General features: G+C 71.8%; 21 protein-coding genes. 13 read left to right on the top strand and 8 right to left on the bottom strand.

All coding sequences use genetic code 11. The annotated features are described in order from the left end of the window. Window positions 1–2: 2 nt before the first annotated feature. Complete coding sequence (locus B0I32_RS44425; RefSeq protein WP_181308453.1) at window positions 3–4727, bottom strand: GH92 family glycosyl hydrolase; 4725 nt, start codon at window positions 4725–4727, stop codon at window positions 3–5. Window positions 4728–4939: 212 nt separating this feature from the next. Between B0I32_RS44425 and B0I32_RS44420 the strand changes: the two genes are divergently transcribed. Continuing rightward, a complete protein-coding gene (locus B0I32_RS44420; RefSeq protein ID WP_106250007.1) occupies window positions 4940–6211 on the top strand; it encodes an aspartate aminotransferase family protein in 1272 nt (423 codons plus the stop codon). Window positions 6212–6304: 93 nt separating this feature from the next. Here the strand turns inward: B0I32_RS44420 and B0I32_RS44415 are convergent, their stop codons facing one another. Continuing rightward, entirely contained in the window at window positions 6305–7189 is an 885-nt protein-coding gene (locus tag B0I32_RS44415) for a LysR family transcriptional regulator (protein ID WP_181308451.1), read from the bottom strand. A 162-nt stretch (window positions 7190–7351) separates the two neighbouring features. Beyond that, window positions 7352–8107 carry an SDR family oxidoreductase gene (locus B0I32_RS44410; protein WP_106250218.1) on the bottom strand — a complete coding sequence of 252 codons (756 nt, stop codon included), beginning with the start codon at window positions 8105–8107 and terminating at the stop codon, window positions 7352–7354. A gap of 85 nt (window positions 8108–8192) precedes the next feature. On the opposite strand from B0I32_RS44410, the gene B0I32_RS44405 reads away from it, so the two are divergent. From B0I32_RS44405 to B0I32_RS44390, 4 genes are all read left to right on the top strand, one after another. Further along, window positions 8193–8684 (top strand): RrF2 family transcriptional regulator, encoded by a 492-nt coding sequence (locus B0I32_RS44405; protein WP_106250004.1) that lies wholly within the window; start codon window positions 8193–8195, stop codon window positions 8682–8684. Window positions 8685–8887: 203 nt separating this feature from the next. Continuing rightward, window positions 8888–9688, top strand: coding sequence for an aminoglycoside phosphotransferase family protein (locus B0I32_RS44400; RefSeq protein ID WP_281262664.1), 801 nt, complete (start codon window positions 8888–8890; stop codon window positions 9686–9688). Between the two features lie 82 nt (window positions 9689–9770). Continuing rightward, window positions 9771–11366: an MFS transporter gene (locus B0I32_RS44395; RefSeq protein ID WP_219912332.1), complete on the top strand. Its 1596-nt coding sequence runs from the start codon at window positions 9771–9773 to the stop codon at window positions 11364–11366. Then, the gene (locus B0I32_RS44390; RefSeq protein ID WP_106250002.1) at window positions 11333–11935 is read left to right on the top strand and encodes a TetR/AcrR family transcriptional regulator; all 603 of its coding nucleotides are present in this window, start codon (window positions 11333–11335) and stop codon (window positions 11933–11935) included. Before B0I32_RS44395 ends, B0I32_RS44390 begins: the two co-directional genes overlap by 34 nt. A gap of 51 nt (window positions 11936–11986) precedes the next feature. On the opposite strand, the gene B0I32_RS44385 is transcribed toward B0I32_RS44390, so the two are convergent. Next, on the bottom strand, window positions 11987–12364 hold the full coding sequence (locus B0I32_RS44385) for a barstar family protein (RefSeq protein ID WP_106250001.1): 378 nt from the start codon (window positions 12362–12364) through the stop codon (window positions 11987–11989). Between the two features lie 7 nt (window positions 12365–12371). Next, the gene (locus B0I32_RS44380) at window positions 12372–12785 is read right to left on the bottom strand and encodes a ribonuclease domain-containing protein (RefSeq protein ID WP_219912331.1); all 414 of its coding nucleotides are present in this window, start codon (window positions 12783–12785) and stop codon (window positions 12372–12374) included. A gap of 400 nt (window positions 12786–13185) precedes the next feature. On the opposite strand from B0I32_RS44380, the gene B0I32_RS44375 reads away from it, so the two are divergent. Then, a complete protein-coding gene (locus B0I32_RS44375) occupies window positions 13186–13776 on the top strand; it encodes an RICIN domain-containing protein (RefSeq protein WP_181308449.1) in 591 nt (196 codons plus the stop codon). A gap of 111 nt (window positions 13777–13887) precedes the next feature. On the opposite strand, the gene B0I32_RS44370 is transcribed toward B0I32_RS44375, so the two are convergent. Further along, entirely contained in the window at window positions 13888–16758 is a 2871-nt protein-coding gene (locus B0I32_RS44370) for a CHAT domain-containing protein (RefSeq protein ID WP_146178540.1), read from the bottom strand. 107 nt (window positions 16759–16865) lie between these two features. Here B0I32_RS44370 and B0I32_RS44365 point away from each other — a divergent pair, with 107 nt between their 5' ends. From B0I32_RS44365 to B0I32_RS44355, 3 genes are all read left to right on the top strand, one after another. After that, the gene (locus B0I32_RS44365) at window positions 16866–18191 is read left to right on the top strand and encodes a S8/S53 family peptidase (RefSeq protein ID WP_106249993.1); all 1326 of its coding nucleotides are present in this window, start codon (window positions 16866–16868) and stop codon (window positions 18189–18191) included. A gap of 100 nt (window positions 18192–18291) precedes the next feature. After that, entirely contained in the window at window positions 18292–18888 is a 597-nt protein-coding gene (locus B0I32_RS44360; protein ID WP_146178539.1) for an RNA polymerase sigma factor, read from the top strand. Continuing rightward, entirely contained in the window at window positions 18881–19339 is a 459-nt protein-coding gene (locus B0I32_RS44355; RefSeq protein WP_146178538.1) for a hypothetical protein, read from the top strand. Before B0I32_RS44360 ends, B0I32_RS44355 begins: the two co-directional genes overlap by 8 nt. 12 nt (window positions 19340–19351) lie before the next feature. Here the strand turns inward: B0I32_RS44355 and B0I32_RS44350 are convergent, their stop codons facing one another. Then, entirely contained in the window at window positions 19352–19831 is a 480-nt protein-coding gene (locus B0I32_RS44350) for a pyridoxamine 5'-phosphate oxidase family protein (RefSeq protein WP_106249989.1), read from the bottom strand. 154 nt (window positions 19832–19985) lie between these two features. Here B0I32_RS44350 and B0I32_RS44345 point away from each other — a divergent pair, with 154 nt between their 5' ends. After that, window positions 19986–20975, top strand: a complete 990-nt coding sequence (locus B0I32_RS44345; RefSeq protein WP_106249987.1) for an Acg family FMN-binding oxidoreductase — start codon at window positions 19986–19988, stop codon at window positions 20973–20975. Window positions 20976–21025: 50 nt separating this feature from the next. Beyond that, window positions 21026–21427, top strand: coding sequence for a hypothetical protein (locus tag B0I32_RS44340; RefSeq protein WP_146178537.1), 402 nt, complete (start codon window positions 21026–21028; stop codon window positions 21425–21427). A gap of 53 nt (window positions 21428–21480) precedes the next feature. On the opposite strand, the gene B0I32_RS44335 is transcribed toward B0I32_RS44340, so the two are convergent. After that, the gene (locus B0I32_RS44335; protein WP_106249984.1) at window positions 21481–21762 is read right to left on the bottom strand and encodes a hypothetical protein; all 282 of its coding nucleotides are present in this window, start codon (window positions 21760–21762) and stop codon (window positions 21481–21483) included. Between the two features lie 219 nt (window positions 21763–21981). On the opposite strand from B0I32_RS44335, the gene B0I32_RS44330 reads away from it, so the two are divergent. Next, window positions 21982–22494, top strand: coding sequence for an RNA polymerase sigma factor (locus B0I32_RS44330; RefSeq protein ID WP_106249982.1), 513 nt, complete (start codon window positions 21982–21984; stop codon window positions 22492–22494). After that, a complete protein-coding gene (locus tag B0I32_RS44325) occupies window positions 22494–23558 on the top strand; it encodes a CU044_5270 family protein (protein WP_106249980.1) in 1065 nt (354 codons plus the stop codon). Before B0I32_RS44330 ends, B0I32_RS44325 begins: the two co-directional genes overlap by 1 nt. Window positions 23559–23565 lie beyond the last annotated feature (7 nt).

Raw genomic sequence — 23565 nt, 5'->3', positions numbered from 1 at the left:
TCTCACCCGCTGGTCAGGTCGAGCCGTACCCTGGCCAGCCACGACCCCCAGCCGTCCTGCGGCCGGCTGTCGCGGACGCGCAGGAAGAAGCCGCGGCTGTCACCCCGCACCTCGCGCAGGTCGAGCGCGCGCTCCTCGCGGTTGGACAGATCGCGTACGTTCTCCTCCTCCCGCAGCACCGTCCGCCAGGTCTGGCCGTCGGCCGAGACCTCGACCAGGAACTGGTTGCCGATGTCCAGCGTCAGCGTGCCCCCGGTCACCCGGGCCGGCAGCTCGAACCGGTAGACGGCCGCCGCGTTGCCGTCGGTGAAGCGGGCCCGCCCGTCGTGCACCTCGCCGTCGAGCTGGGAGCCGCCCTCGTCCAGCAGCCAGGGCTCCTCCGCCGGGGTGCCCGGCGTGAACTGCACGGTGTCGCCGACGACGGTGACCGTCACCCGCTCCGCGGTCGTCCCCAGGGCGGAGACCGCCGACAGCAGCACCGGATGGGATCCGGGACCGGCCGCCGCCGGCACCGCCACCTGGAACTCCACCGTCCTGGACGCGCCCGGCGCGAGCCGGCCGAAGTCCGCCGACGCCGGTTGGACGCTCCAGCCCTGCGGCACCGTCGCGGTCAGGGAGCCGGTGACGGGCCGGTCGGCGTGGTTGGACACCCTCGCGGTCAGCGTGACGCTCTCGCCGGGCGCGGCGAAGGCGCCGCCGGCCTCGACGACCACCGGAGAGGTGGACGGCGCCGCCGCGGCGAGCAGCTCGATCTCCGACAGCGACGTCCCGCCGGTGAACGTGATCCGGTAGTGCGCGTACGCGCCCGGCCTGGCCACCTTGAACGGCCGGGTCTGCCGCCGCCACGCGAAGCTCTCGCCGCTCCGCTCGTCCAGCACCTTCCACTTCTCGCCGTCGGCGGAGCCTTCGAGCACCCAGCCGGCCGGGTCCTCCTCGGGCCCGCCGGACCCCGAGGTGAGCGTGTAGTGGCTCACCCGCCGGTCGCCGTCGAAGCGGTAGCCGACCCACGCGGGCAGCGCCGCCCGGGTCGCCGAGTCGTCGTCGAACAGCGCGCTCACGTCCGCGCCGCCGGCCGCCGACGCGGTGCCGCGCCCCGGCCCGGTGGCGTCACGCAGCGGGGCGGGCACCCGGTCGTCGCGGGTGATCGACGGTGGCGCCGCGTCCGGGCCGGTGCCCCAGCGCGACGGCCGCGGCCCCATCTCGAACTCCAGCTCGCCGCCCTTGGCGATCAGATCGTGCGGCAGGTACGTCTTCCCGTACGGCCTGCCGTTCACCTTGAGCCCCTGCACGTACACGTTGCGCGCGCTGTTGCCCTTCGCCCTGATCACCAGCGTCCTGCCGTTCTCCAGGCGCACGGTCGCCTTCTCGAACAGCGGCGAGCCGATCGCGTAGTACGGGCTGCCCATCTGCAGCGGATAGAAGCCGAGCGCGCTGAAGACCTGCCAGGCCGACATCTCCCCGTTGTCCTCGTCGCCCGGATAACCCTGGCCGATCTCGCTGCCCAGGTAGAGCCGCGACAGCGCCTCCCGCACCTTGGCCTGGGTCTTCCACGGCTGACCGGCGTAGTCGTACATGTAGGCGATGTGGTGCGAGGGCTGGTTGCTGTGGCCGTACTGGCCCATGCGCACGTCCCTGGCCTCGGTCATCTCGTGGATGATCCCGTTGTACGAGCCCGGTGACAGCGCCTGCTCCTGGGTGGCGAAGAAGGCGTCCAGCTTGGCCGCCAGCTCGTCCGCGCCGCCGTACAGGTTGGCCAGGCCGCGGCCGTCCTGCGGGGCGTGGAAGGCCATGTTCCAGCCGTTGGTCTCGGTGTAGTCGTAACCCCACAGGCCCGGGTCGTAGGCGGCCGGCTTGCGGCGGAAGGAGCCGTCGGCGTTCCTGCCCTGGAAGAAGCGGACCGCCGGGTCGAACATGTGCACGTAGTTGCGCGCCCGATCGCGGAAGTACTCGTACTCCTCCAGGTAGCGGGCCTTCTTCGCGCCCGTCGAGCGCCCGGCCAGCGCCTTGGCCATGTTCGCCAGGCCGAAGTCGTTGATGTAGCCGTCCATGGCCCACGACATGGCCTCGCCCGTGGACTGGATGCTGGTGTAGCCGAGGAAGAGGGAGGTCGACAGGCCCTTGCGGCCCACGTGGCGGGTGGGCGGGGCGACGGTGGCGTTCTTCAGCGCCGCCTCGTACGCCTTCTCCGGGTCGAACCCGGTGATCCCCTTGAGGTAGGCGTCGGCGAAGGCCACGTCGGAGCTCGTCCCGACCATCAGGTCGGCGTAGCCGGGCGAGGACCAGCGGGCGATCCAGCCGCCGTCCTCGTACTGGCGCACGAACCCGTCCACCATCTCGCCCGCCGCGCGCGGCGTGAGCAGCGCGTACGCCGGCCACGTGGTGCGATAGGTGTCCCAGAAGCCGTTGTTGACGTACACCTTCCCGTCGGCCACCCGTGTGACCGGCGGCGTCTCGGTCGACGACTGCACGGCGTGCCGGTAGACCGGCGCGCCGGCGGTGCCGGTGTTCTCGAAGGCGGAGTTCGGATACAGGAACAGACGGTAGAGGTTGGAGTAGAGCGTGACGAGCTGGTCGCGGCTCGCGCCCTCGACCTCGATCACGCCGAGCTTGGCGTCCCAGGCTCGGCGCGCCCGCTCGCTGACCGTCTCCACCGTGTCGGAGGCGGAGACCTCCAGCTCCAGGTTCTTCTTCGCCTGCTCCACGCTGATCAGCGAGGAGGCGATGCGCATGTTCACCGTGCGCGCGGAGCCCGCGTCGAAGGACAGGTAGCCGAGCACGTCGTCGCGGCCCTGGCCGGTCAGCTTGCCGCCGCCGGTGACCGGGCGGTCGAAGACGGCGTAGAAGTACATGCGCGTGGCCCCGGTGGACAGGTCGCTGCGCACGTCGGAGTGGCCGGTCACGACGCCGCCGGACACGTCGAGGCTCAGCCCGCCGTCGTTGCTGACGTTGTCGAAGACGAGCTTCGCGGCGGTGCCGGGGAAGGTGAAGCGGGCCAGCGCCGCGTGGTCGGCCGGCGCGATCTCCGTCTTCAGCCCGTTGTCGAACGTCACCGCGTACAGGTGCGGCTGCGCCACCTCACGCTCGTGGCGGAAGGCCAGCGCCCGGCCGGTCCGCGACGGATCGGGCACTCCCTCGGCCGCCGACGGCATGAACTGGAACGTCTGCCGGTCGCCCATCCACGGGCTGGGCTCGTGGCTGGCGGTGAACGCCTGGATCTCGGGCAGGTTGGCGGCGTTGTTGGCGCGGTGGTACTCGTACAGCCATCTGATCGAGCTCGCGTCCGTCATCGGGGTCCAGAAGTTGAACCCGTGCGGCACCGCCGTGGCCGGGAAGTTGTTGCCGCGCGAGAAACCGCCGGTCGAATGGGTGCCCCGGGTGGTCACCACGTACTGCGAAGGGCCGGACCTTTGCTCGCCGCGCCCCTCGTACGGCTGCCGCCGCCGCTCGGAGACGATCTTGATGTCGTCCACCCAGCCGCGGAACCCGGCCATCCCGGCCGGGCTGTCGTAGGCCACCAGGATGCGCTTGATCCGCTTGCCCCTGGCCACCTCGCCGATCCGGGACAGCTTGTAGTTCCACTGGTCGGCGTAGAGCGTCTTGGACTCGCCCTGCTCGCGCGGCGCCAGCCGGACGCCGTGCTGGTCGACCGCCTTCAGGCCGCTGAGGTGGGTGCCGTCGGAGAAGGCCAGGTCCACCGAGACGTACGTGCTGGGGTAGCGCAGGTCGGCCGCGGTGAACTCGGGGAAGACAACGTACGACAGCTCCGTCGTGGCCGTGACCGGGATGTCCACCTCGAACACCTTGTTCGTGGCCCGGCCGCCCTTGGCCGAGGTGGTGCCGCCCGCGTACTGCAGGGCGCGCAGGCCGGAGAACCCGGCGCGCGGCTTGGACACGTGGCCGCCGTGCGGCCCGTTGCCCACCTGGGTGCGCATCGCGCTGGGCGGCTTGGGGCCGGTGCTGCCGTCCGACAGCTCCCACTCGGCCAGCTGCAGCGTGGAGCCCGCGCCGATGCGGGTGACGTTGAGCCGGTAGTGCGGGTAGGCGGTCGTGCCGGCGAAGCGGTACTCCTTGCGCTGCAGGCGCGCGCCGAACGTCTCGCCGGTCCTGGTGTCGAGCGTCACCCAGGTGCGGCCGTCGGGGGAGCCCTGCAGTTCCCAGTCGCGCGGATCGCGCTCGGGGACGTCGCCCGCCGAGGTCAGCGCGTAGTGGACGACCGTGACCGGCTCGGACAGGGTGTACTGGACCCAGCCGGTGGCGGCGAAGACCAGCCACTTGGTGCCGGCGTCGGTGTCGGCGAGGTTCTCCTTCGTCTCGCCGCCGCCGATGTTCTCGCCGCTGGCCGAGATCGCGGTGATCTTGTCGGAGAGGGTGCCCTCGATGCCGCCGGGCAGCCAGCCGGTGATGTCACGGGACTTCTCGGAGGTGTTGACCCAGGTCGGCTGCGGATCGCCGGGCTCGAAGGAGGAGGCGAAGGCGGCGCCCTCGGCCTTGGCCAGACTCTGGCCGTCGCGGGCCGCCCTGCTCACCTCCCCGGCGGGCGCGGCGGGTTCGGCCGGCTTCGGATCGGGCGGCGGGCTGTAGGAGGGGCCTGGGGACGGGGTGCCCGTGGGGCCGGGATTCGGAATGGGAGTCGGGCCTTTCTGCGCGGTGAGTGCCGCGGTGGCGGGAGCGGCGAGAGCGAGGGCGATGAGGGGGGATAAGAGTGCGGTCAGGACGGATCTTTTCATCGGGGACCTCTCGTACGGTTCAGCGGCCAGTAAGAACATGACAACGTTGTCAACCCCGATCTGCATAGAACCTCGCAAACCCAACTCACCGTGTCAAGACAGCGCTGTCAGCTCCCTCACCCCGCCACCGCCCGACCGTGCGGGTCTGTCACCGGATAACGGTCGAAAACCTGCGCTGGACCAGGCGATTCAGCCGGAGGCACGATCGGCGCATGTCACCTCTGATCCGCTATTCGGGCGAGTTCTCCCCGGACGTGATCGCCCGCGCCTCCGGCTCCTGGCTGGAGACCGTGGACGGGCGCCGCCTGCTCGACTTCACCTCCGGGCAGATCTGCGCCACCATCGGCCACAACCACCCCCGCATCGCCGAGGCGATCCGCCGCTCCCTCGACACCGCGATCCACCTCAACTCCCGCTTCCTGTCGCCGCCCGTGCTGGAGCTCGCCGAGCGGCTGGCCGGCCTGCTGCCGCCGGGGCTGGACCACTCGATGTTCGTCAGCACCGGGGGAGAGGCGAACGAGGGCGCCGTCCGCATCGCCAAACTCGTCACCGGAGGGTTCGAGGTCGTCGCGCTGACCAGGAGCTGGCACGGCATGACCGCCGGCAGCCAGGCCCTGACCTTCTCCGCCGGGCGGCGCGGCCACGGCCCGACCGTCCCCGGCGTCTTCACCGTCCCGGCCCCGTACTCCTACCGCTGCCCGATCCGGCACTGCGCGGACACTTGCGACATGACCTGCCTGGAGGTCGGCTTCGAGCTGTACGACGAGCAGACCACCGGCGCCCGCGCCGCCGTCATCGCCGAGCCCGTGCTGTCGTCCGGCGGGGTCGTGGTGCCGCCGCCCGGCTACCTGGCCAGGCTGGCCGAGCTGGCCCGCGAGCGCGGGATGCTGTTCATCCTGGACGAGGCGCAGACCGGGTTCGGCCGGCTCGGCGCCATGTTCGGGATGGACCTGGCCGGCGTCGTGCCCGACCTCGTGACGCTGTCCAAGACGTTCGGCGGCGGCCTGCCGATCGGCGCCGTCACCACCACGGCCGCCATCGAGGAGGCCGCCTACGAGCGCGGGCTGATGTACTTCACCTCCCACCAGTCCGACCCGCTCCCGGCCGCCGCCGCCCTCGCCGTGATCGACCTGGTCGTGGCCGACGACCTCGCCGCCCGCGCCGCCAAGGCGGGCGAACGGCTCGGCGGCCGGCTGCGGGAGCTGGGGGAGCGGCACGAGGCCATCGGCGAGGTACGCGGGCTCGGCCTGCTGTGGGGCGTGGAGCTGGTCGAGGACCGGGAGAGCAGGGAACCGGCCGCCGAACTCGGCGACGCCCTGACCGACGCCTGCCTGTCCTGCGGCCTGTCGCTGAACATCACCAAGGGCCGGGCCGCCGGCTCCACCGCCTGCCTGCGCATCGCCCCGCCGCTGACGGTCAGCGACGACGAGATCGACACGGCCGCCGAGATCATCGACGACGCGCTGACGGGCCTGGGCAGGTGACCGCTGGTCCGGCCCGGGTCGCTTGACGAGGGCGACGGACGCGCGGCCCGCTCGCTGACGTGAAGGTGGCGGTGGGGGCGCACGGTTCGCCGGTTATGTGAAGCGGGCGGCGGCCGTGCGCAGGGCCGCGCGGGTCGCCACCAGGGCCGGCCGGCTCAGGCCGTCGTCGCGTACGACGGTGAAGATGCGGCGGCCGACCCCGATGTCGAGCACGTCCACCGAGCTCTCCCGCTCGGGCCCGGCCAGATCGGGCAGCAGCGTGACCGCCTGACCGGCCCCTACCAGGGCCAGCAGGACGAGCAGGTCGGTCGCGCGATGCCGCAGGTCCGGCTGGAAGCCGCCCTTGACCAGGCAGACCTCGCGCACCAGCCGCTCGTGGCTGGTGCCGCGGTGCCCGCCCGCCCACGTCGCCCCCGCCACATCGGCCAGCTCCCTGGCCGGATGACCCCGGGGCACGACGAGGCGGACCCGCTCGGCGTACAGGTCCTCGAAGGTGAGCCCGCGCAGCTCCCGCCGGGGCCGGCCGTCGTGGTCGTCGCAGATCGCCAGGTCCGTCTCGCGGCGCAGCAGCGCGTCGAGCGCCTGGTCTGACTCCAGCTCGGTGATCTCCCCGCGCACGCCCGGATGGTCCCGCGCCAGCGCGGCCAGGGCGGGCGCGACCAGGTGCACGGCGGCGGTCTGGAACGCCGCGACCCGCACCACCCCGGCGACGGCCCCGGCCGCCGCGGCCATCTCGGCCTCCGCCTGCTCCAGGCGGGCCAGCAGCACCTCGGCGTGCCGGGCCAGCACGTGCCCCGCCTCGGTGAGTCGCAGCCGCCGCCCGTCGCGCTCCAGCAGCCGTACCCCGGCCTCGACCTGCAGCTCGCCGAGCTGATGCGACACCGTGGACGGGCTGTACGACAGCGCCTGCGCGACGGCGGCGATCGTGCCCCGCCGCCGGAACTCGCGCAGCAGCCGTAACCGATGAAGATCCAGCATCAGGGGCATTCTGCCCCTTCGCGCACCCGTGCGGATCAGCGGCCGCCGGAATCCCGGCCGGCCGTCGGTCAGCCGCGTCGATCAGCCCCCGCCGGGGTGCCGGTCCGCCGCGTGGATCAGCCGCCGCCGGGGTGCCGGCCGGCGGGCGGTCCGCCGCGTCGATCAGTGGCCGCCGGGGTGCAGGCCGGCCAGCCAGTCCTCGAACGTCGTCGGCGTGATGCGGGCGCCTTCGCCGGGCAGCAGCACGTCGCCCGCCATCGACGGGCCGAACAGCCCCGACCACGTCGGCACCAGCTTCACCTTCCTGCCCTGCGCCTGGTGGGTGCGCCGGGCCATGTCCACGAGGTCCTGCTGCTCGGGCCCGGCGACGTCGGCGTACCGGCCCTGCGGCGCGCCCACGGCGAGCTCGGCGAGGACGTCGGCCACGTCGGCGGGCGCGATCGGCCGCACGAGCAGCGGCGCGATCTCGGCCACGCCGTCCCGCTCGGTCCAGCTCGCCACCATGGCCGCGAAGTCGTGGAACTGCGTGGCCGGCACGATCGTCCACGGCACCGGGCCGGCGGTGACCAGGCGTTCCTGCTCCCGCTTGCCGGCGTAGTGCGCGTTGCCCTCGATCTTGTGCACCCCGGCGATCGAGAGCAGCACGTGGTGGCGCACCCCGGCCCGCTGCTCGGCGGCGAGCAGGTTGCGGGTGGTGGTCCCGAAGTAGGCCACCGTCTCCTCCCGGTCGGTCGCCGGGCCGTTGACGACGTCCACGACGGCGTCGGCCCCGGCGAGGGCGTCGTCGAGGCCCTCGCCGCTCAGCAGGTCGACGCCGAGCGAGCGGCTGATGGCCACGGTGTCGTGCCCGGCCCGCTCGAGCGCGGCGACCGTGAGCGCGCCGATGTTCCCCGTCGCGCCGGCGACTGCGATCCGCATGATGATCTCCCCCTTGCTGGTCTGTTGCCTGCCGACCATATCTCGGACTAAACGGATCCTCAATATCTGGGATAGTCTGGACGGCGTGAAGCTGCCCGTGAGCACCGAATGGCTGTTGCACTGCGCCACGACACTGGCGCAGCTCGACCCGGGAGCCACCGCGTCGGCGGCGCAGCTGGCCGACTACTACGACCTGCCCGCCCCCTACCTGGCCAAGCAGCTGCAGGCGCTGGTCAGGGCCGGCGTGCTGGCGGCGACCACCGGGCCGAGAGGCGGCTTCAGGCTCGCCCGGCCGGCCTCCGAGATCACGCTGCTGAGCATCGTCGAGGCGGTCGACGGCGCGGCCTCGCCGTACGAGTGCCGCGAGATCCGCCGGCAGGGGCGGGGCGCGCTGCCACCCGAGGAGTGCGAGCGGATCTGCGTCCTGGCCGCCAAGATGGCCGACGCGCACGCCGCCTGGCGGCGCAGCCTCGACGGCGTCACCCTCGCCGGCATCCTCGGCGAGCTGCCCGACGCGGCCCCGGCCCGCACCCGCGCCCGCCTCGCGAGCATCGCCCGTCCGGCCCCGCCGCGCTGAGGGTCCGTGGTCATAGTGGGGCATCCACGGCTAGAGCGGACTCGATTCGGCCGGGCTAGGGTGCTCGGATGATCGAGATACCCGAGGCGTTCGCCCGCGGCACCGTCGAGCGCGAAGGGCAGCCGGGAGCGGCCTGGCTCGCCGAACTGCCCGGCATCGCCGGGCGCCTCTTCGAGCGCTGGGACTGAGTCCAGGAGGGCGAAATCACGCACGGCGGCGTCGGAGTCGTCGTGCCGGTGCGCAGGCGGGACGGCGCGAGCGCCGTGATCAAGGTGTCGTTCCCGCATCCGGGCAACGTGCACGAGCCGGACGCGTTCGCGGCGTGGGGCGGACGCGGCGCGGTCATCCTGTACGAGCGCGCCGACGAGCACTTCGCCATGCTGCTCGAACGGGCCTGCACGTCCACCTTGGCGCAGGTCGCGGAGGTCGAGGAGATGGTGACGGTCGCCGGGCGCGTCAACCGGCGCCTGGCCGTCCCCGCGCCACCCGGCCTGCCGCGGCTGCGGGAACGGGCGGGGGAGTGGGAGGAGGAACTGCGCAAGGACGCCGGTGAGCTGGCGCACACGATGCCGCCGTACGTCGTGGACGCCGCCGTGGCGACCGTACGGGAGCTCGGCCGCGTCCAGCCGGACCTTCTCATCCACGGCGACCTGCATCCGAGAAACATCCTGCGCGCCGACCGCGAACCCTGGCTGGCCGTCGACCCCAAGGGCTACGCGGGCGATCCCGCCTACGACGGCGGCACGCTGCTCAAGTCGCTCGCGCTCCTCCTCCTGGGAGCCGGCGACCTGCGCGCGGCCGTCCTGCGCGCCCTGCACATCTTCGCCGAGGCCGCCGAACTCGACCGCGACCGCGTGCTGCGATGGGCCCACTTCCACGCCGTGCGGACGGCGTTCTGGGGCCGCCGCCACGGCTACCGCATCGCCAGGAACGGCCCGGGCCTGGACTCCCTCACCGCCCTGGCCGACCACCTGGCCACCCAGCTCACCGATCGCCTCTCCTGATGCCGTGACCGGAAACGATCATCAGGAGACCGTCCCCGCCTGCTGAGTCCTGACGACGAAGAGTTCGTCGCGGCGACGGAGGTTGAAAACGGAAGCGGAAGTCCTTTTCCGTTTCGGGTATAGTCCTCGGCGTAAACCGCACCGCTGGAAGGTTGAGATCCCCTTGGACACCCGAACCCGCCGTATACCACTCAACGCGACCTTCGCCGTCCTGGCGGCGTCAGTCGTCGTTTACACCCTGATGCAGTCCCTGCTGACTCCCGTCCTCGCGACGATGGTCACGGTCCTGCACACCACCCAGGGCACCGTCACGTGGGTCCTGACCGCGTACCTGCTGTCGGCCTCCATCTGCACGCCGATCATCGGCCGTGTCGGCGACATCCTGGGCAGGAGAGGTGTCCTCGTCTTCACTCTCCTGGCGTTGTCCCTGGGGTCCCTGCTGGCGGCGCTGGCCACGGACATCACGGTGATGATCATCGCTCGGGTTGTCCAAGGTGTCGGCGCCGGCGCTCTCCCGCTGTCCTTCGGCATCATCCGCGACGAGTTCCCGAAGGGCAGAGTCGCCGGTGCCGTCGGGCTGATCGCCTCGCTGAGCGCGGTCGGCGGGGGTCTCGGCATCGTCCTGGCCGGTCCCATCGTCGACTACCTGGGTTACCGCTGGCTGTTCTGGTTGCCCATGATCGCGACGGTCGCGGCCGCCGCCGCGGCTCACCTCCTCGTGCCGCCATCGCCGGCACGCAGGGGCGGAACGGTGAGCTGGCTGCCCGCGGTCCTGCTCTCGGCCTGGCTGGTGTGCCTGCTGCTGGCGATGAATCAGGCGCCTGCTTGGGGCTGGGATTCACCGGCTGTCATCGGCCTGCTGACCGGGGCGCTCGTGTTGGGCGGAGCATGGATCGCCGCCGAGCGACGTGCCGCGACTCCCCTGATCGACCTGCGGATGTTGCGCCTGAAGGCCGTGTGGACCGGCAACCTGGTCGCTCTGCTCACAGGCGCCGCGATGTACGCGGTCTTCGCCTTCCTGCCGCAGTTCGTCCAGACCGCTCCTTCCGCCGGCTACGGCTTCGGCGCCAGCATCGCCGAGTCCGGTCTGCTGCTCCTGCCCTCGTCGATCACCATGTTCGCGTCGGGCGCGTTCGTCGGCCGCCTTGGCTCGATCATCGGCGCCAAGCGGGTCGTGGTCCTCGGCTGCCTCATCGCCGGCGCCTCCATGGCACTGCTCGCCGTCGCACACGAGCACACGTGGGAGATCTACCTGTCTTCAGCCCTCATCGGAGTCGGACTCGGACTCGTCTACGCGGCGATGTCCGGTCTCGTCGTCGCGGCCGTTCCGCCGTCGCAAACCGGCGTCGCCAGCGGCATGAACGCCAACATCCGAACGATCGGCGGCTCGATCGGCGCGGCGCTGATGGCAAGCGTCGTGACCTCCCACCTGATGCCGAACGGCCTGCCGGAGGGGTCCGGCTATACACTCGGCTTCGCCGCGATGGCGGTGGTACTGGTGGTGGCCGCCGCGGCTGCGCTGCTGATACCCGAAACCCCCGCCACGCAACGGACGGCTCCGATCGAGCCGCCGGTTGAGCAGGGTGAACTGGCAAGGCGTGCCGGGGGAACGGACGTCCCCGGCGCGCCGGGAGAGGAGTTCTCGTGCGCCGAGACGCGGCCCGAAACCAGGAGCTGATCCTGCGGACCGCCCATGAGGTGTTCTCCGAGCTGGGAACCGAGGTGGGCATGGAAGTCGTCGCCGGCCGTGCGGGCGTCGGCGTCGGCACCGTGTACCGCCATTTCCCGAACAAAGAACTCCTGCTCGACCACCTGGTGGGCACGATGTACGAGAACCTCGTCGCAGCCGCGCAGGGGGCCCTCGCGCGAGGAGACGGAACAGGCTTGGAGGAATTCCTCCGCCTCCTCAGCCGATCTCTGATCGACCACCTCGGCTATTCCGACCGGTTCATCCGTGGCCTGGGACCGGGCGTGGGCGAGCAACTCGACAGCCTCTTCGAGCAACTCCTGGCCCAGGCGAAGAAGCATCGCATGATCAACGACAGCACCACGAAGGGCGACCTGCAGATCCTGATCTGGGGCGTGCGCGGTGTCGTCGCCGTGAGCGGCTCCGTCGCCCCCGACGCCTGGGAGCGCTTTCTCGACATCCATCTCGCGGGACTACGCGTATCCCCGTTCCCCAGCGCCCATTCAGGTCCGGACGCCGGACAGATCAGGGAAATGCTGGACGCTCGCGACAAGAATTGATGGGAAGGCGGCAGCCAGGCGCCAACCCGGTGATCGTTTCCGGTCCCCGCGCTAGGCGGGCCGTCCGGTGAGGTCGGTGACGCGGTGGCGGAGCAGGGGCTCGTGCTCCTCGTCCGTGCACAGCGTGAGCGTCACCCCGGACCCGGCGGCGTCGCCGAACACGGCCAGCAGCGCGCCGAACTGCTCGGGAGGCTCGCCGGTCAGCAGGTCCTCGGCGTGCTCCACCACCAGGGCGACCGCGCCGAGATCGCGCAGCGCGTCGGTGAGCGCGTCCCAGTTGCGGCCGAAGTAGCCGGGCAGGCGCAGCGCCCGCGCCACCTCCGCGAAGAAGGCGGCGCGGGTCGCGCAGGCCCGCCCGTCCACCACCATGGGCGCCGGGCCGGTGGAGACCGTCAGCCAGGGCGGCAGCGGGCGTGCGGCGGAGCTCATGGCGGTCCTAGAGGCGGTAGAAGTCGGTGTAGTGGTCGGGCGTGAACCATGTCGCGCCCGTGCTCCGGTTCACCACGATCCGGTACGCGTCCCGCGCGCCGCCCCGCGATCGGCTGTAGACGTCGTACTCGTAGTAGGTGGCACCGGCCGGGAGCCGGCCCTCCCGGTTGTAGAAGCGGCCGCCGGTGTAGTTGTAACGGCCGTCGGGCCAGGAGTACCAGCCGGCGGAGGTGGGGAAGCCCTTGCCGGACCAGGTCGCCCGGGCCGAGCGGGCGTCGGAGCAGCGGGAGATCGTACAGGAGCTGTAGACGTCGGCGCCGGCGGGGGCGACGCCGGCCAGGCCGACGAGGGACGACAGGACGGCGAGGACGACAGCGACCCGGGCCGGCCAGGCGGGCCGGGGCTTTGGCGGTGTGGGCACAGGTGGACCTCCTTGCGGGGATGCGACCATCCTTGTCATGATCTCGGGCCCTGTCTCGTCAGACATAGACGAGATGTGCCAAGGATCGGTGAACACTTCGCGCACGGCGCTCCCCGCCGGAACTCCACGGCTGTCGTCGCGCAGGGCCGATGGGCTTAATCTAAGTATTGACTTATATAAGTAGACGCTGAAATACTGTTGAACGAGCACGAGGAACGGTGCCGTCGGCGACCGGATGCCCGCCGGCGAACCTGCGCTGGCCACAACTGGCCAGCGAATGAACGGCCGCGCTCACTCAGGTCCGTCCACTGTTGGCGAGCGGCCGCAATGTTCCAACGCAACGCAGGCGATGCGAACGCGTCCAACGCGGCTCAAAAGCCGCCGACATGGGGAGAAAATCATGAACTCGATCAACCACCGCGAACCCCGCACGGACCGGCCGCACGTCCGACGCGCTGTGCGCCTGTCCGCCATGCTGACCCTCATCTCCAGCCTTGTGGTGAGTACCGGCGGTTCGGCCCTCGCAAGCGAGGCCTCGCCCTCGGCCCGCGAGATGGCTGTCGGGTCAAGGCTGGTCAACGGCGATGGGGACACCTCGGGCAAATGCCTCGAGAACGCTGGCGGCAGGGGCGGCCCGTCCCTTCAGATGGCTCCGTGTCATACGAACGCTCACCAGAGCTGGTACTTCCACCAGCTCGGCAGCGGCTACGTGCAGATCCGGAGCCACGATGTGGATGCGGCCGACAAGTGCATCACCTCCTATGGTCATGGCGACCCGATGAGAATGGAGTTCTGCGACGGCGGCGACCACCAACGCTGGTGGACCGGCCGCCAGGCATCTCCTGGATGGATGCAGTTAAGCGCATCAAACCCTGGCTTCTCGGTGTGCCTCGACGTCAAGGAGCATGGTGAGAGCAATATCGTCCAAGCATGGGAGTGCGGAGCTTCCAACCAGGGAAACCAGCTGTGGAAGTGGCACTCAGTCGGCTGATTGCTCCTGCGGCGAGCACCAGCGATGTCCTTCACCGGGTGACCGGGCGGACGTAGTCGAATCTGCGCCGCTCGGGCACGCCGGGTGTGCCCGCCCCGCCGTGCTGGACGGTTACGACGGCATCGTCGAGTCGGCGCCCAGGCAGACGAAGCCGGCCGCGACCGCGTACGCCTCCAGGTTGTCCCTGGCCACCTGCTGTTGCGCCTGGGCGAGCGCCGACGCGGTGGAGTGGCCGGCGGCCAGCAGTTTGTGCAGCGCGATCATGAGGGTGGTGCTCTCGGTGTCCAGGATCGACAGGACCGGCGCCACGATCGTCCGGGTGCCCAGGGCCAGGAACGTGGCGCTGAGGCCGAGCAGTTCGTCGCCGGGCCGGACGACGAAGCGCCCGGTGTCGCAGGCGGCCAGGACCACGATCTCCGGTGCCCGGCGCAGGCGTTCGAGGTCGTAGACGGTGAGCGGGCCGTCGGCCAGGCGCAGGGAGGAGAACAGCGGGTTGCTCGGGTGGATGCGGCCGTGCGCGGCGACGTGGGCCAGGGCGGCGCCGTCCAGGTCGGCCAGCACCGCCTCCGCGCCGGCGGCGTCGTCCACCAGGGCCGGCACCGCGTGGATCGAGGCGACCCCCTCCGCCTCCGAGCGGGCGCCCGGCAGCCCGGGACCGGCGGCCACCACCACCCGGGCGTCCCCGGAACGGGCGTGGCCCGCCTGGCTGCCGGCGTACCAGAGGGTCGCCGAAGGGGACACACAGATCGCGCGGCCCGCGCAGGACGGGAGCAGCGACCAGGGCAGGGCCTGGATGGGGCCGCTCGGGACCAGCACGAGGGGCCGGTCGCGCAGGTCGGCGGCGAGCGGCCGCAGCAGCAGCGCGTCCAGCTTGGCGACGGTGTCGCGCAGGAGGTTGAGCGCGGCGGCCTGGCTGCCCGGCACCGAGGTACGCCGGGCCAGCCGCCGCAGCGCGAACGGCACCCGGTCGACGAGCGTGCGCACGGCCGCCGGCGGCCCCAGCACGTGCAGCCTGCTCCGCCCGCCGGCCACGGTGATCGCATGCAGCACGTCGTCCACCTGCACGAACTCCACCAGCGCCTGCTCACCGAGCGCCTCCGCCACCTGCCGCAACGGAACGGGACCGGTGGGGCTGGACCCGGTGGGGCTGGGTTCGGTGGAGACGGGTCCGGCAGGGATGGGCGTGGGAGGGGCGGATTCGGCCGAGCTGGGTTCGGTGGGGATGGGTTCGGTGGGGGTGAGTTCCGTGGGGATGGGTTCGGTGGAGACGGGTCTGGCGGGGGCGGGCGCGGAAGGGGCGGGCGCGGTGGGGACGGATTCGGTGGGGGTCTTCGCCTGGCGGCGGCAGTGGTCGCGGATCTCGCGTTCCAGGGTGATCTGCCGCTCCACCAGCGCCCCGGTGTCCTCCCCGGCCGTCCGGCTCTCGTCGATCCTGGCGACCGTGAGGCGGAGCTGCGCGAGCGCCTCCGCCAGGTGCCGGTCGTGGGCGGGTCTGGCCGGCCGCATCAGCAGGTGGCGGGCGCGACCCCGTTCCGCCCAGGTCAGGACGTCGGCGGGGACGCCGTCCCGCAGCGCCAGCCGCAACCCCAGCTCGGCCACCTCCACCCGCGACTCGGACGCGTGCGCCCGCAGGTCGGTCGCCCCCAGCGTGGCGCGGTGCTCGTCGTGCAGGCGTAACGCCGTGCGGATCGCGCTCCGGGCGCCGCGGACGTTGCCCCTGGCCAGCCGGAGCAGCGCCGCCGCGTGCCAGGCGTGGATGCGTTCGCCGGCCGGGCCCCGGTGGCGGCGCCGCGCGGCGATCTCCCACTGCCGCTCCGCCCGCGCGGGCCGGCCGGCGTCCACAGCCAGCCGCGCGGCGATCATCCGCGCCTCCACCTCGGAGGCGGGCCAGCCGGTCTCGGCCAGCTCCGCGGCGCACTCCTCCATCTGACGCACACTCACCCGTCCGTCCCGCCCGCCGGTAGAGGAGGCGCGATCGTCCGCGCTCATCGCGGCCAGGGACCTCAGCGCCACGAAGCGCGCCACCGCCACCCACTCGCGGCGGTGCTGGCGGCCGAAGGCGAGCGCCGCGCGGCGGGCCTCGCGTACCGCCTCCTCGTGATCCCGTACGAGATAGGCCGTGCGGGCCAGCAGCAGCCGCGCCTCGGGCAGCCCCACCTTGCGCCCGCGGCGCTCGAACTCCTGCACGGTCTCCTCGGCCGCCTCCCTGGCCTCGGCGATCAGCCCGGCCGAGAGCAGCAGCTCCGTGCGGTCGGCCAGGGTCCAGCACAGCTGGTGGGTGTCGAGGGTACGGAAGCGCTCCTCGGCCTGGTCGAGGTAGCGCAGCGCGGCCGGCACCTCGCCGCGCAGGGCGTTGAGCCAGCCGAGGTTCTGCCACACGACGGCCAGCGACAGACCGAGATCGAGCCGCCGGCACAGCCGTTCTGCCTCCTGGAAGTCGCTCTCCGCGGCGGCGAACTCGTGCCGGTAGCCGTGCACGATGCCCCGGTTCGACAGGACCCGCTGCAGCCAGAGATGATCGCCCGCCCGGCTCAGGACGGGAACGGCGAGCCGGTAGGAGGCCAGGGCGTCCTCGGGACGGCGCAGATGGTTGAAGATCACCGCCCGCTGCGCCTCCGCCCTGGCCCGGCCGGCGCCGTGCAGGTCGGGCAGCGCCAGCTCCACCTCGGAGATCGCCTGCTCCATCCGCCCCTGGACGCACCGGACGAACGCCAGCCGCAGCCGCGCCTCGGCGGCCAGTTCGGGGGAGCCGGCGCGCACGGCGAGCCGGATCGCGTCCCGCAGGTGCCGCTCGGCGGTGCGCAGGTCCGTCACGTGCAGCGCGGCGATGCCCAGGGCGCGGTGGGCGGACGAGCCGAGCTTCAGGTCGCCTCCGGTACGCGCCCGGCGGGCGACCTCCGTGGCCAGCTCCGTCAACCGCGCGGGATCGGCCTCGGCCAGCCTGAGCAACTCGGTGGCGAGATCAGGGGGGCTCTGACTCACCTTGGTGAGTGTGCCGTGAAAACCGTGCTTTGTGATGTATCAACCCGGCAACAACTCCTCTCTGTATTTCGGCGCGCGCTTTCACCACCCCAGCGAAGGAGGAAGCGATGACGACCGGTCAGTACGGTGTGGTCCGGCGCAGGATCGAGGCGTTCTACCCCGATCAGATCGTCGTCGATTTGAAGGACGAGGCTCTCGTCCGGCACGAGCTGTCCGGCCTCGGCATCAAGGTGGAGCCGATCGAGAGCAGCAAGGGCCTCGGGCTGAACCTGTACGGGCTGGTCGGCGTGGCCGAGGCGGTCACCCGGCTCGGCGGCGACCTCGAACAGCGGGTCAGGGCGCGGGCCGCGGGCGGCTACGAGCCGGGGGAGGCGCCCACGCCGCTGGATCTGCTGCTGTTCCACCTGCGGGAGAGCTCGGCCGCCAAGCACGCCGGTTACCAGCCGATCGTGGCCAAGAACCGGGTCTACGAGAACATCGAGGGCTCGCCGTACAGCGGGGGGAGCGCGGGAGACCCCAAACCGGCCGCGGCGTTCGACCTTCCCGCGCGTTCCGACAGCTCCAGGCGGCGGCCGCGGATCGGCGTCTTCGACACGCCGCTGCACCCGCACGAGGCGCTGGCGGGCCGCTATGTCATCGACTCCCCGCGAGCGCTGCTGAGCCCGCGCTCCGAGTGGGTCTCCTTCAGCGGGCACGCCGTCTTCGTCGCCTCGGTGGCGGCGCGGCAGGCGCCCGACGCCGACTTCGTCGTCTACCCGGTGCTGGACGCCGAGCGGCTCGTCACGACCTCGTGGACGCTGGCCACCCGGCTGGTGGAGAGCCTGGACGACGACCTCGACCTCATGATCATCGCGTTGGGCAGCGCGGCGGCGGACGGGCGTGAGCCGCTGACCCTGGCGCGCGCCTGCGAGCGTACGTCCGGCGTGGTCAAGGTGGCCGCGCTGGGCAACCACGGCCAGGCGAAGGAGCGGGCGCCCGCCGGCGCCGTCTTCTCCGACCTGCCGTCGAACATCCCGATGTGGCCCGCCGCCAGCTCCACGGTGATCGCGGTCGGGGCGAAGGACAAGGACGGCCTGCCGGCCTACTTCTCGCCCACGCCGGAGGAGGCCCCGTGGACCGACTGCCTGGCGCCGGGCGTCGATCTGCCCGGACTGTACCTGCCGGGGCTGGTCCGGATGGCCGATCTGCACGTACCGTCCGGCAAGGTCGTCGTGAGCGACCGGCACGCGACCTTCCCGCACCCCGGCCACGCCACCTGGAGCGGCAGCTCTTTCGCGGCCGCCTACACCGCCGGCTACCTGGCCCATCAGGCCTGCACGCAGGGGATCGGCGCGGGGGAGGCGGCGGATCGGTTGCTGAGCGGGCAAGGTGTGGTCAAGCTGGACGGGTTCGCCGAGAGTGGCATCGAGGTGGTCCGGCCCAGGAGGAACTGAACGGTGCGTCGGCAGGAACTGACCGGTGCGCCGGCAGGAGCTGACCGGTGCTTCGGCGCAGGAGCTGACCGGGGCGAGGACCGCCGGAGGAGGCTTGGTCATGCCGCAGAGGTCCGTCGTCGGGGCCCTGGTCGTCCGCGCACGCGCGGGTGACCAGGGTGCGTGGGACGTGCTCGTCGAGCGGTACGCCCCGATGTTGTGGTCGATCTGCCGGGACCAGGGGCTCGACCGCCGCGACATCGACGACGTGGCCCAGTACGTGTGGATGCGCGCGGTGGAGCACCTCGGCCGCCTGCGCGACCCCGACAAGATCGGCGCCTGGCTGGCGACCACCACGAAACACGAATGCCTGCGCGTACGCCGCGCGAGACGCAAGCAGGACCACTCCGAGCAGCTGCTCGACGTGGCCATGACCATGGACGACCGCACCACCACGATCGAGCAGGTCGTGGAGGACGCCGAACGCGACGCCGTGCTGCGCGCCGCCTTCGCCCGGCTGTCACCCGACTGCCGGCGGCTGCTCGGCCTGCTCATGAAAGAGATGCCGTACCACGAGATCTGCCGCCGCCTGGGGATGGCCATGGGCAGCGTCGGCCCCACGAGAGCCCGCTGCCTGGCGCGGCTGCGGGCGGACGCCGCCCTGGTCGCCCTCATGCGGGCGGACCTGGAATCGAGAGAAGGTGAACATCATGTCTGAGGTGTGGGACGACGAGGAACTTCTCGCTCGCCTCATCGTGGCCCTGACGGCCGCAGACGCCGTCCCACGCGACTTCGTCGAGGCCGGGAAGACCGCTTTCGCCTGGCACAACATCGACGCCGAACTCGCCGAGCTGGCCTACGACTCCGGCCTGCGGCAGGACGAGGAAGCGGCGCTGCTGCGCGCCGACTCCGCCGCGCTGCGGGCGCTGACGTTCGTGGCCGCCGAGCTGAGCATCGAACTGGAGATCACCGAACGCACGCTGATCGGCCAGCTCGTGCCGCCCCAGGCGGGGCGGATCCAGGTGCTGAGCGAGTCGGGGTACTCACACGTGGCGGCGGTGGATGAGATGGGGGTGTTCGTCCTGAACGAGAAGCCGCCGGAACCGTTCCGCCTGCAGTGCCGCACCGTCACGGGGCTGAGCGTGTCGACCGCCTGGATCAGGTTCTGACCCGCGTTCCGGCTATCCGCGCAGATCGGCCTCCGTACGTTCAGGTGCGCCCGCCGCGGGGAGCAGCCGGAATCCGGTGGTGATCTCCGGACGGATCCGGATCACCTGCTCCATCCCGCCCGCCACCCACGGCCGCAGCAGCGCCTTCAGCCGGGCCGCCTCCCCGGGATCGGTCACCGCCCGCGCGACCCCGGTGACGATCACGCTCCAGCCCAGGCGCTCGTGCCCGTCCAGTTCGTCCGCCTCGTACGCCACCACGGTCTCCGCCCGCGCCACCTGGACGCCGAGGATCGTGCCGGGATCGGAGCGGATCACGATGTGCCCGTCCACGACGACGTGGTTCACCGGCCTGATCGCGGGCAGCGCCTGGCGGGTGAAGACGATCCGCCCGAACGGCACGCCGGCCAGCAGCCGCAGTGCCTCGGCCGGGGGCAGTTCCTGGAGCCGTCGCGTGTCATCGGCGTCCGGCGGCTGGTCGTGGTGGTACGTCACTCCAGCAGCCTGCCGACCGCCGGGCGTCCGCGTACAGGGACGAAAGTCCTTTCTTCCCGGCGAGACGTCCGCGAAGGTATTGACCTAAGCCCCTGACCAGGAGGTTCGTCGTCGTGGTGTGCTGGGCACATCGTTCGATGGAGGGGGAACGGTCATGAGCATCCGTTCGGCGAGGCAGCACACGCTGGAATCCGCCATGGAGGCCGCGGTCGAGGCCGCGCGCTGGGCGCCGTCCGTGCACAACACCCAGCCGTGGACGTTCTCGGTGTCCGGCGAGGAGATCAGCCTCAAGGCCGACACCGACAGGAAGCTGCGCGTGGGAGACGCCTCCGGCCGAGAGCTGTCGATCAGCTGCGGCGCGGCCCTGTTCACCCTGCGGACGGCGCTGCGTTGCCACGGCTACGAGCCCGTCGTCCGCGTCCTGCCCGACCCGGACCGGCCGTCGCTGCTCGCGACGCTCAGGCCGGGCGCGGAGACGAGCCCCGACGAGACGGTACGGCTGCTCGGGGAGCAGATCGAGCGGCGGCGCACCCACCGCGCCGGCTTCGCCGAGGTGCCCGTCCCCGATCGGCTGATCGACCGGCTGGTCAGGGCGGCCGCGGCCGAGGGCGCCGAGCTGACGCCGGTACGCGCACCGGCGGCGGTGGACGTGCTGGCCTCGCTCACCCGGGCCGCGCAGGGGGTGCAGAGCCAGGATCGGCGCTTCAACCTGGAAGTGATCCGGTGGGCCCGCCCGCCCGGCAGCAGCCGCGACGACGGGGTGCCCGCCACGGGCTACCCCCGGCACGCGGTGCGCACCGACCCCGACTTCCCGCAACGCGACTACGCCTGGCGCCACGACTGGGGCGGCGAGGGCGGCGCCGAGCCGGGGCTCGGGGTGGTGGCGCTGCTCACCACGGCCGGTGACGGGCGGGAGGACTGGATCAGCGCGGGGGAGGCGCTGCAGCACGTCCTGCTGCACGCGGCGGCGTACGGGGTCAGCGCGGCCTTTCACACGCAGGTGCTGGAGATGGAGCTGCTGCGGGAGTTCCTGAGGGTCGAGGTCTGCTCGGGCAGGTATCCGCAGATGATCATGCGGTTGGGCGTCACCTTCGACGACGACACGGCCGCGGTCCGCCGGTCCTTGGCAGACGTGACGGGCTGACGCGGGCGGATCTCTGTCACTCAGGGTCGGTTCTCCGCTACGGTCGCCAGATGACAGAGCCGGTCCCCTCTCCCTCGGACACCGCTCGCAGTCGTCGCAGAATCCTGTACGCGGACACCGCCGCCTGCGTTCTCCTCGCCGCAACCGCTGCCTTGTTGGTGATCGCTCGTGGGATGGCGACTCATGGGCTGCTGTCGACGGTCATGAACATCGTGGCGCAGGCATGTGCGGCGGGCGCTGTCCTGCTGCTGGTGGCGGCGCTCTGGCGGCGGCCGGGGTCGGGGCCGTTTCTGCTGGGGCCCGTCCTCAGTGAGCGTGAGGACCCCGAACGGGTGCGGGCGCAGCGGGTGATGCGGGCGCTCTACTGGAAGCTGATCATCCTTCGCTCGGTCGTCGGCATCATCGTCTTACAGGCCGCTCTGACGGCCATATCGGCGATCCTTCCCCTGTAGGTCCCTCCAGGCGTGGCGGCGGTACACCGGGAGCAGGTGATCGACCGGCTGCACTACAGAGGCGACGTCGCCACCTGAAGGTGCCGGGCCACGGTCAGCAGCCGGCGCTGCTCAGGGGGTAGCTGACCGTCCGTATTCAGACATGTCCGCACGCATGCGCGAAGGTGGTGTGCGGCCTCGTCGGTGCGGAACGGCCCGGCTTCGGCGTGCAGGAAACTCAGGGTCGCCTCGAAGCCGATCGGCCGATAGAGCTGTACGCACGAGCGCAGCGCGGACACCCGCCGGTGGGGCAGGGCGGGATCGCGCACCTTGCGGGCGAACGCGCCGAAGCTCATCTGCTCGTGCTCCCTGTCTTGGGCAGGCCGGCTTCGAACTCGGCGAAGACGGCCGGCATGGTGAAGACCATCATGGACTCGCCGGGATCGTCGCTGCCGCCGCCCAGGATGCCGAAGATCCGGTGACGTCGGCGTGCACGTGACCCGTTCGAAAAATTGTCGGGAAGAGTGGGGCGGCAGCGGGCAAGAAGGGATGTCGGCCTGATTCTGGAGCCCTGAGTGACGCTTGCCCCTGACACGTTCGAAGCGGTCTTCGATGCCCATTACGCGGAGATCCGCCGCTACATCGCCCGCCGGATCCCCCTGGACATGTCGGAGGATCTCGCGGCGGAGACCTTCCTCGTCGCGTTCCAGCGGCGCGAGGCGTTCGACGCCACACAAGGGGCCGTGCGCCCCTGGCTGTACGGCATCGCGACCAAGCTCATCGCCCGCTACCGGCGGGCGGAGCTGCGCCACTACCGCGCGCTGGTCAGGTCCGGGCCGCCGCCCGACGACCTGGGGTACGACGAGCGGGTGGTGGACCGGCTCGCGGCGGGGGTGGCGGTCGGCAGGCTCGCCCGGGCCTTGGCGGGCCTCTCACCTGGCGAGCGCGACGCGGTGCTGCTCGCGGCCTACGGGCAGCTGAGCTACGCCGAGGTCGCGGCCGCGCTGGGGGTCGCCGAGGGGACGGTCGCGTCCCGGCTGAGCAGGGCCAGGACCAAGCTGCGCGACGCTCTGGGGGTGGAGGTGTGATGAGGGAGTTCCAGTTCATCGACGAGGTGATGCCGGACGTGCCAGCCGCCTCGCCCGAGCAGCTGGCCGCCGCGCGGGCCCGCGTCTTCGGCGCGGTACGCGAGACGCATCCGGCCACGGTGCGGCGCGTACGGCAGGCGGGCGGCGTCAGACGCGGTGGACCTGGCCTGATGGCGGTGCTGGCAGCGGCGGCGGTCGTCCTGGTGATCACGATCATGGTGGTCGCCGTGCCCAAGCCGGGCGAGGAATCGGCGGTGTCCCCAGTCCAGGGGGTGCTCGGCGCGGCGGCCGACCGGCTCGCGGCCCAGCCGCCGGCCACGGGCGGCTACTGGCGGCTGGAAACCCAGGAAGTCTCGCTCACCAAGGACGCCGCGAAGGGCTACCCGGTTCAGGAACGGGGCAACAACGTGCTGGTCATCGGGCGCGACGGCCACCGATACACCTGGTACGAAGCGGTGTCGGCCGCACCCTACGGCCCTGCGGCCGAACGCGCGTGGAAGAAGGCGGGTTCGCCCAAGCTCTGCCCGGCGCGAGGCTGCGACCCCAACGGACGCTTCTACGCCCGCCATGAGCTCGACCAGGCGCTCAAGCTCGCCGACGGCCTCACCCCGACACTCGGCGAACTCCTCGCCCTTCCTCAGGAGGCCGCCGCACTGCGGGCCCGGCTGCTGGAGAGCTACCCCGCCGGCTCCGCGCTGAGCCGGGACCAATGGCTGGTGGGAGCCGGTGTCAAGCTGGTCGCGCAGACTCCGGCCACTCCCGGTACGCGGGCGGCGGGGTACCGGATGCTGGCCGCTCTGCCGGGCGCGGACGTGATCGACGAGGCGGGCGATGTGCTCGGCCGTCAGGGACTGATCGTGCAGTTCCCGCCCGCGCGGGATGCGGTTCAAATCCAGCTGGTCATCGACAAGCGGAGCGGGGAGGCGCTGGCCGTCCAGGAGGTGGCTCCGCACCCGAGCCTGTCCGAGAAGACCGTGTGGCTGGCCGTCATCATCAAAAGGCCTTACTGGACCGATGTCCGCCCCGTGGTGCCACCCGGCTGCCGCGCCGGATGCACCCGCTGAAAGGGAG

It is taken from the genome of Nonomuraea fuscirosea, assembly GCF_003001935.1.
Classification (GTDB): domain Bacteria; phylum Actinomycetota; class Actinomycetes; order Streptosporangiales; family Streptosporangiaceae; genus Nonomuraea; species Nonomuraea fuscirosea.
This window is presented reverse-complemented; position numbering and strand designations above follow the sequence as displayed.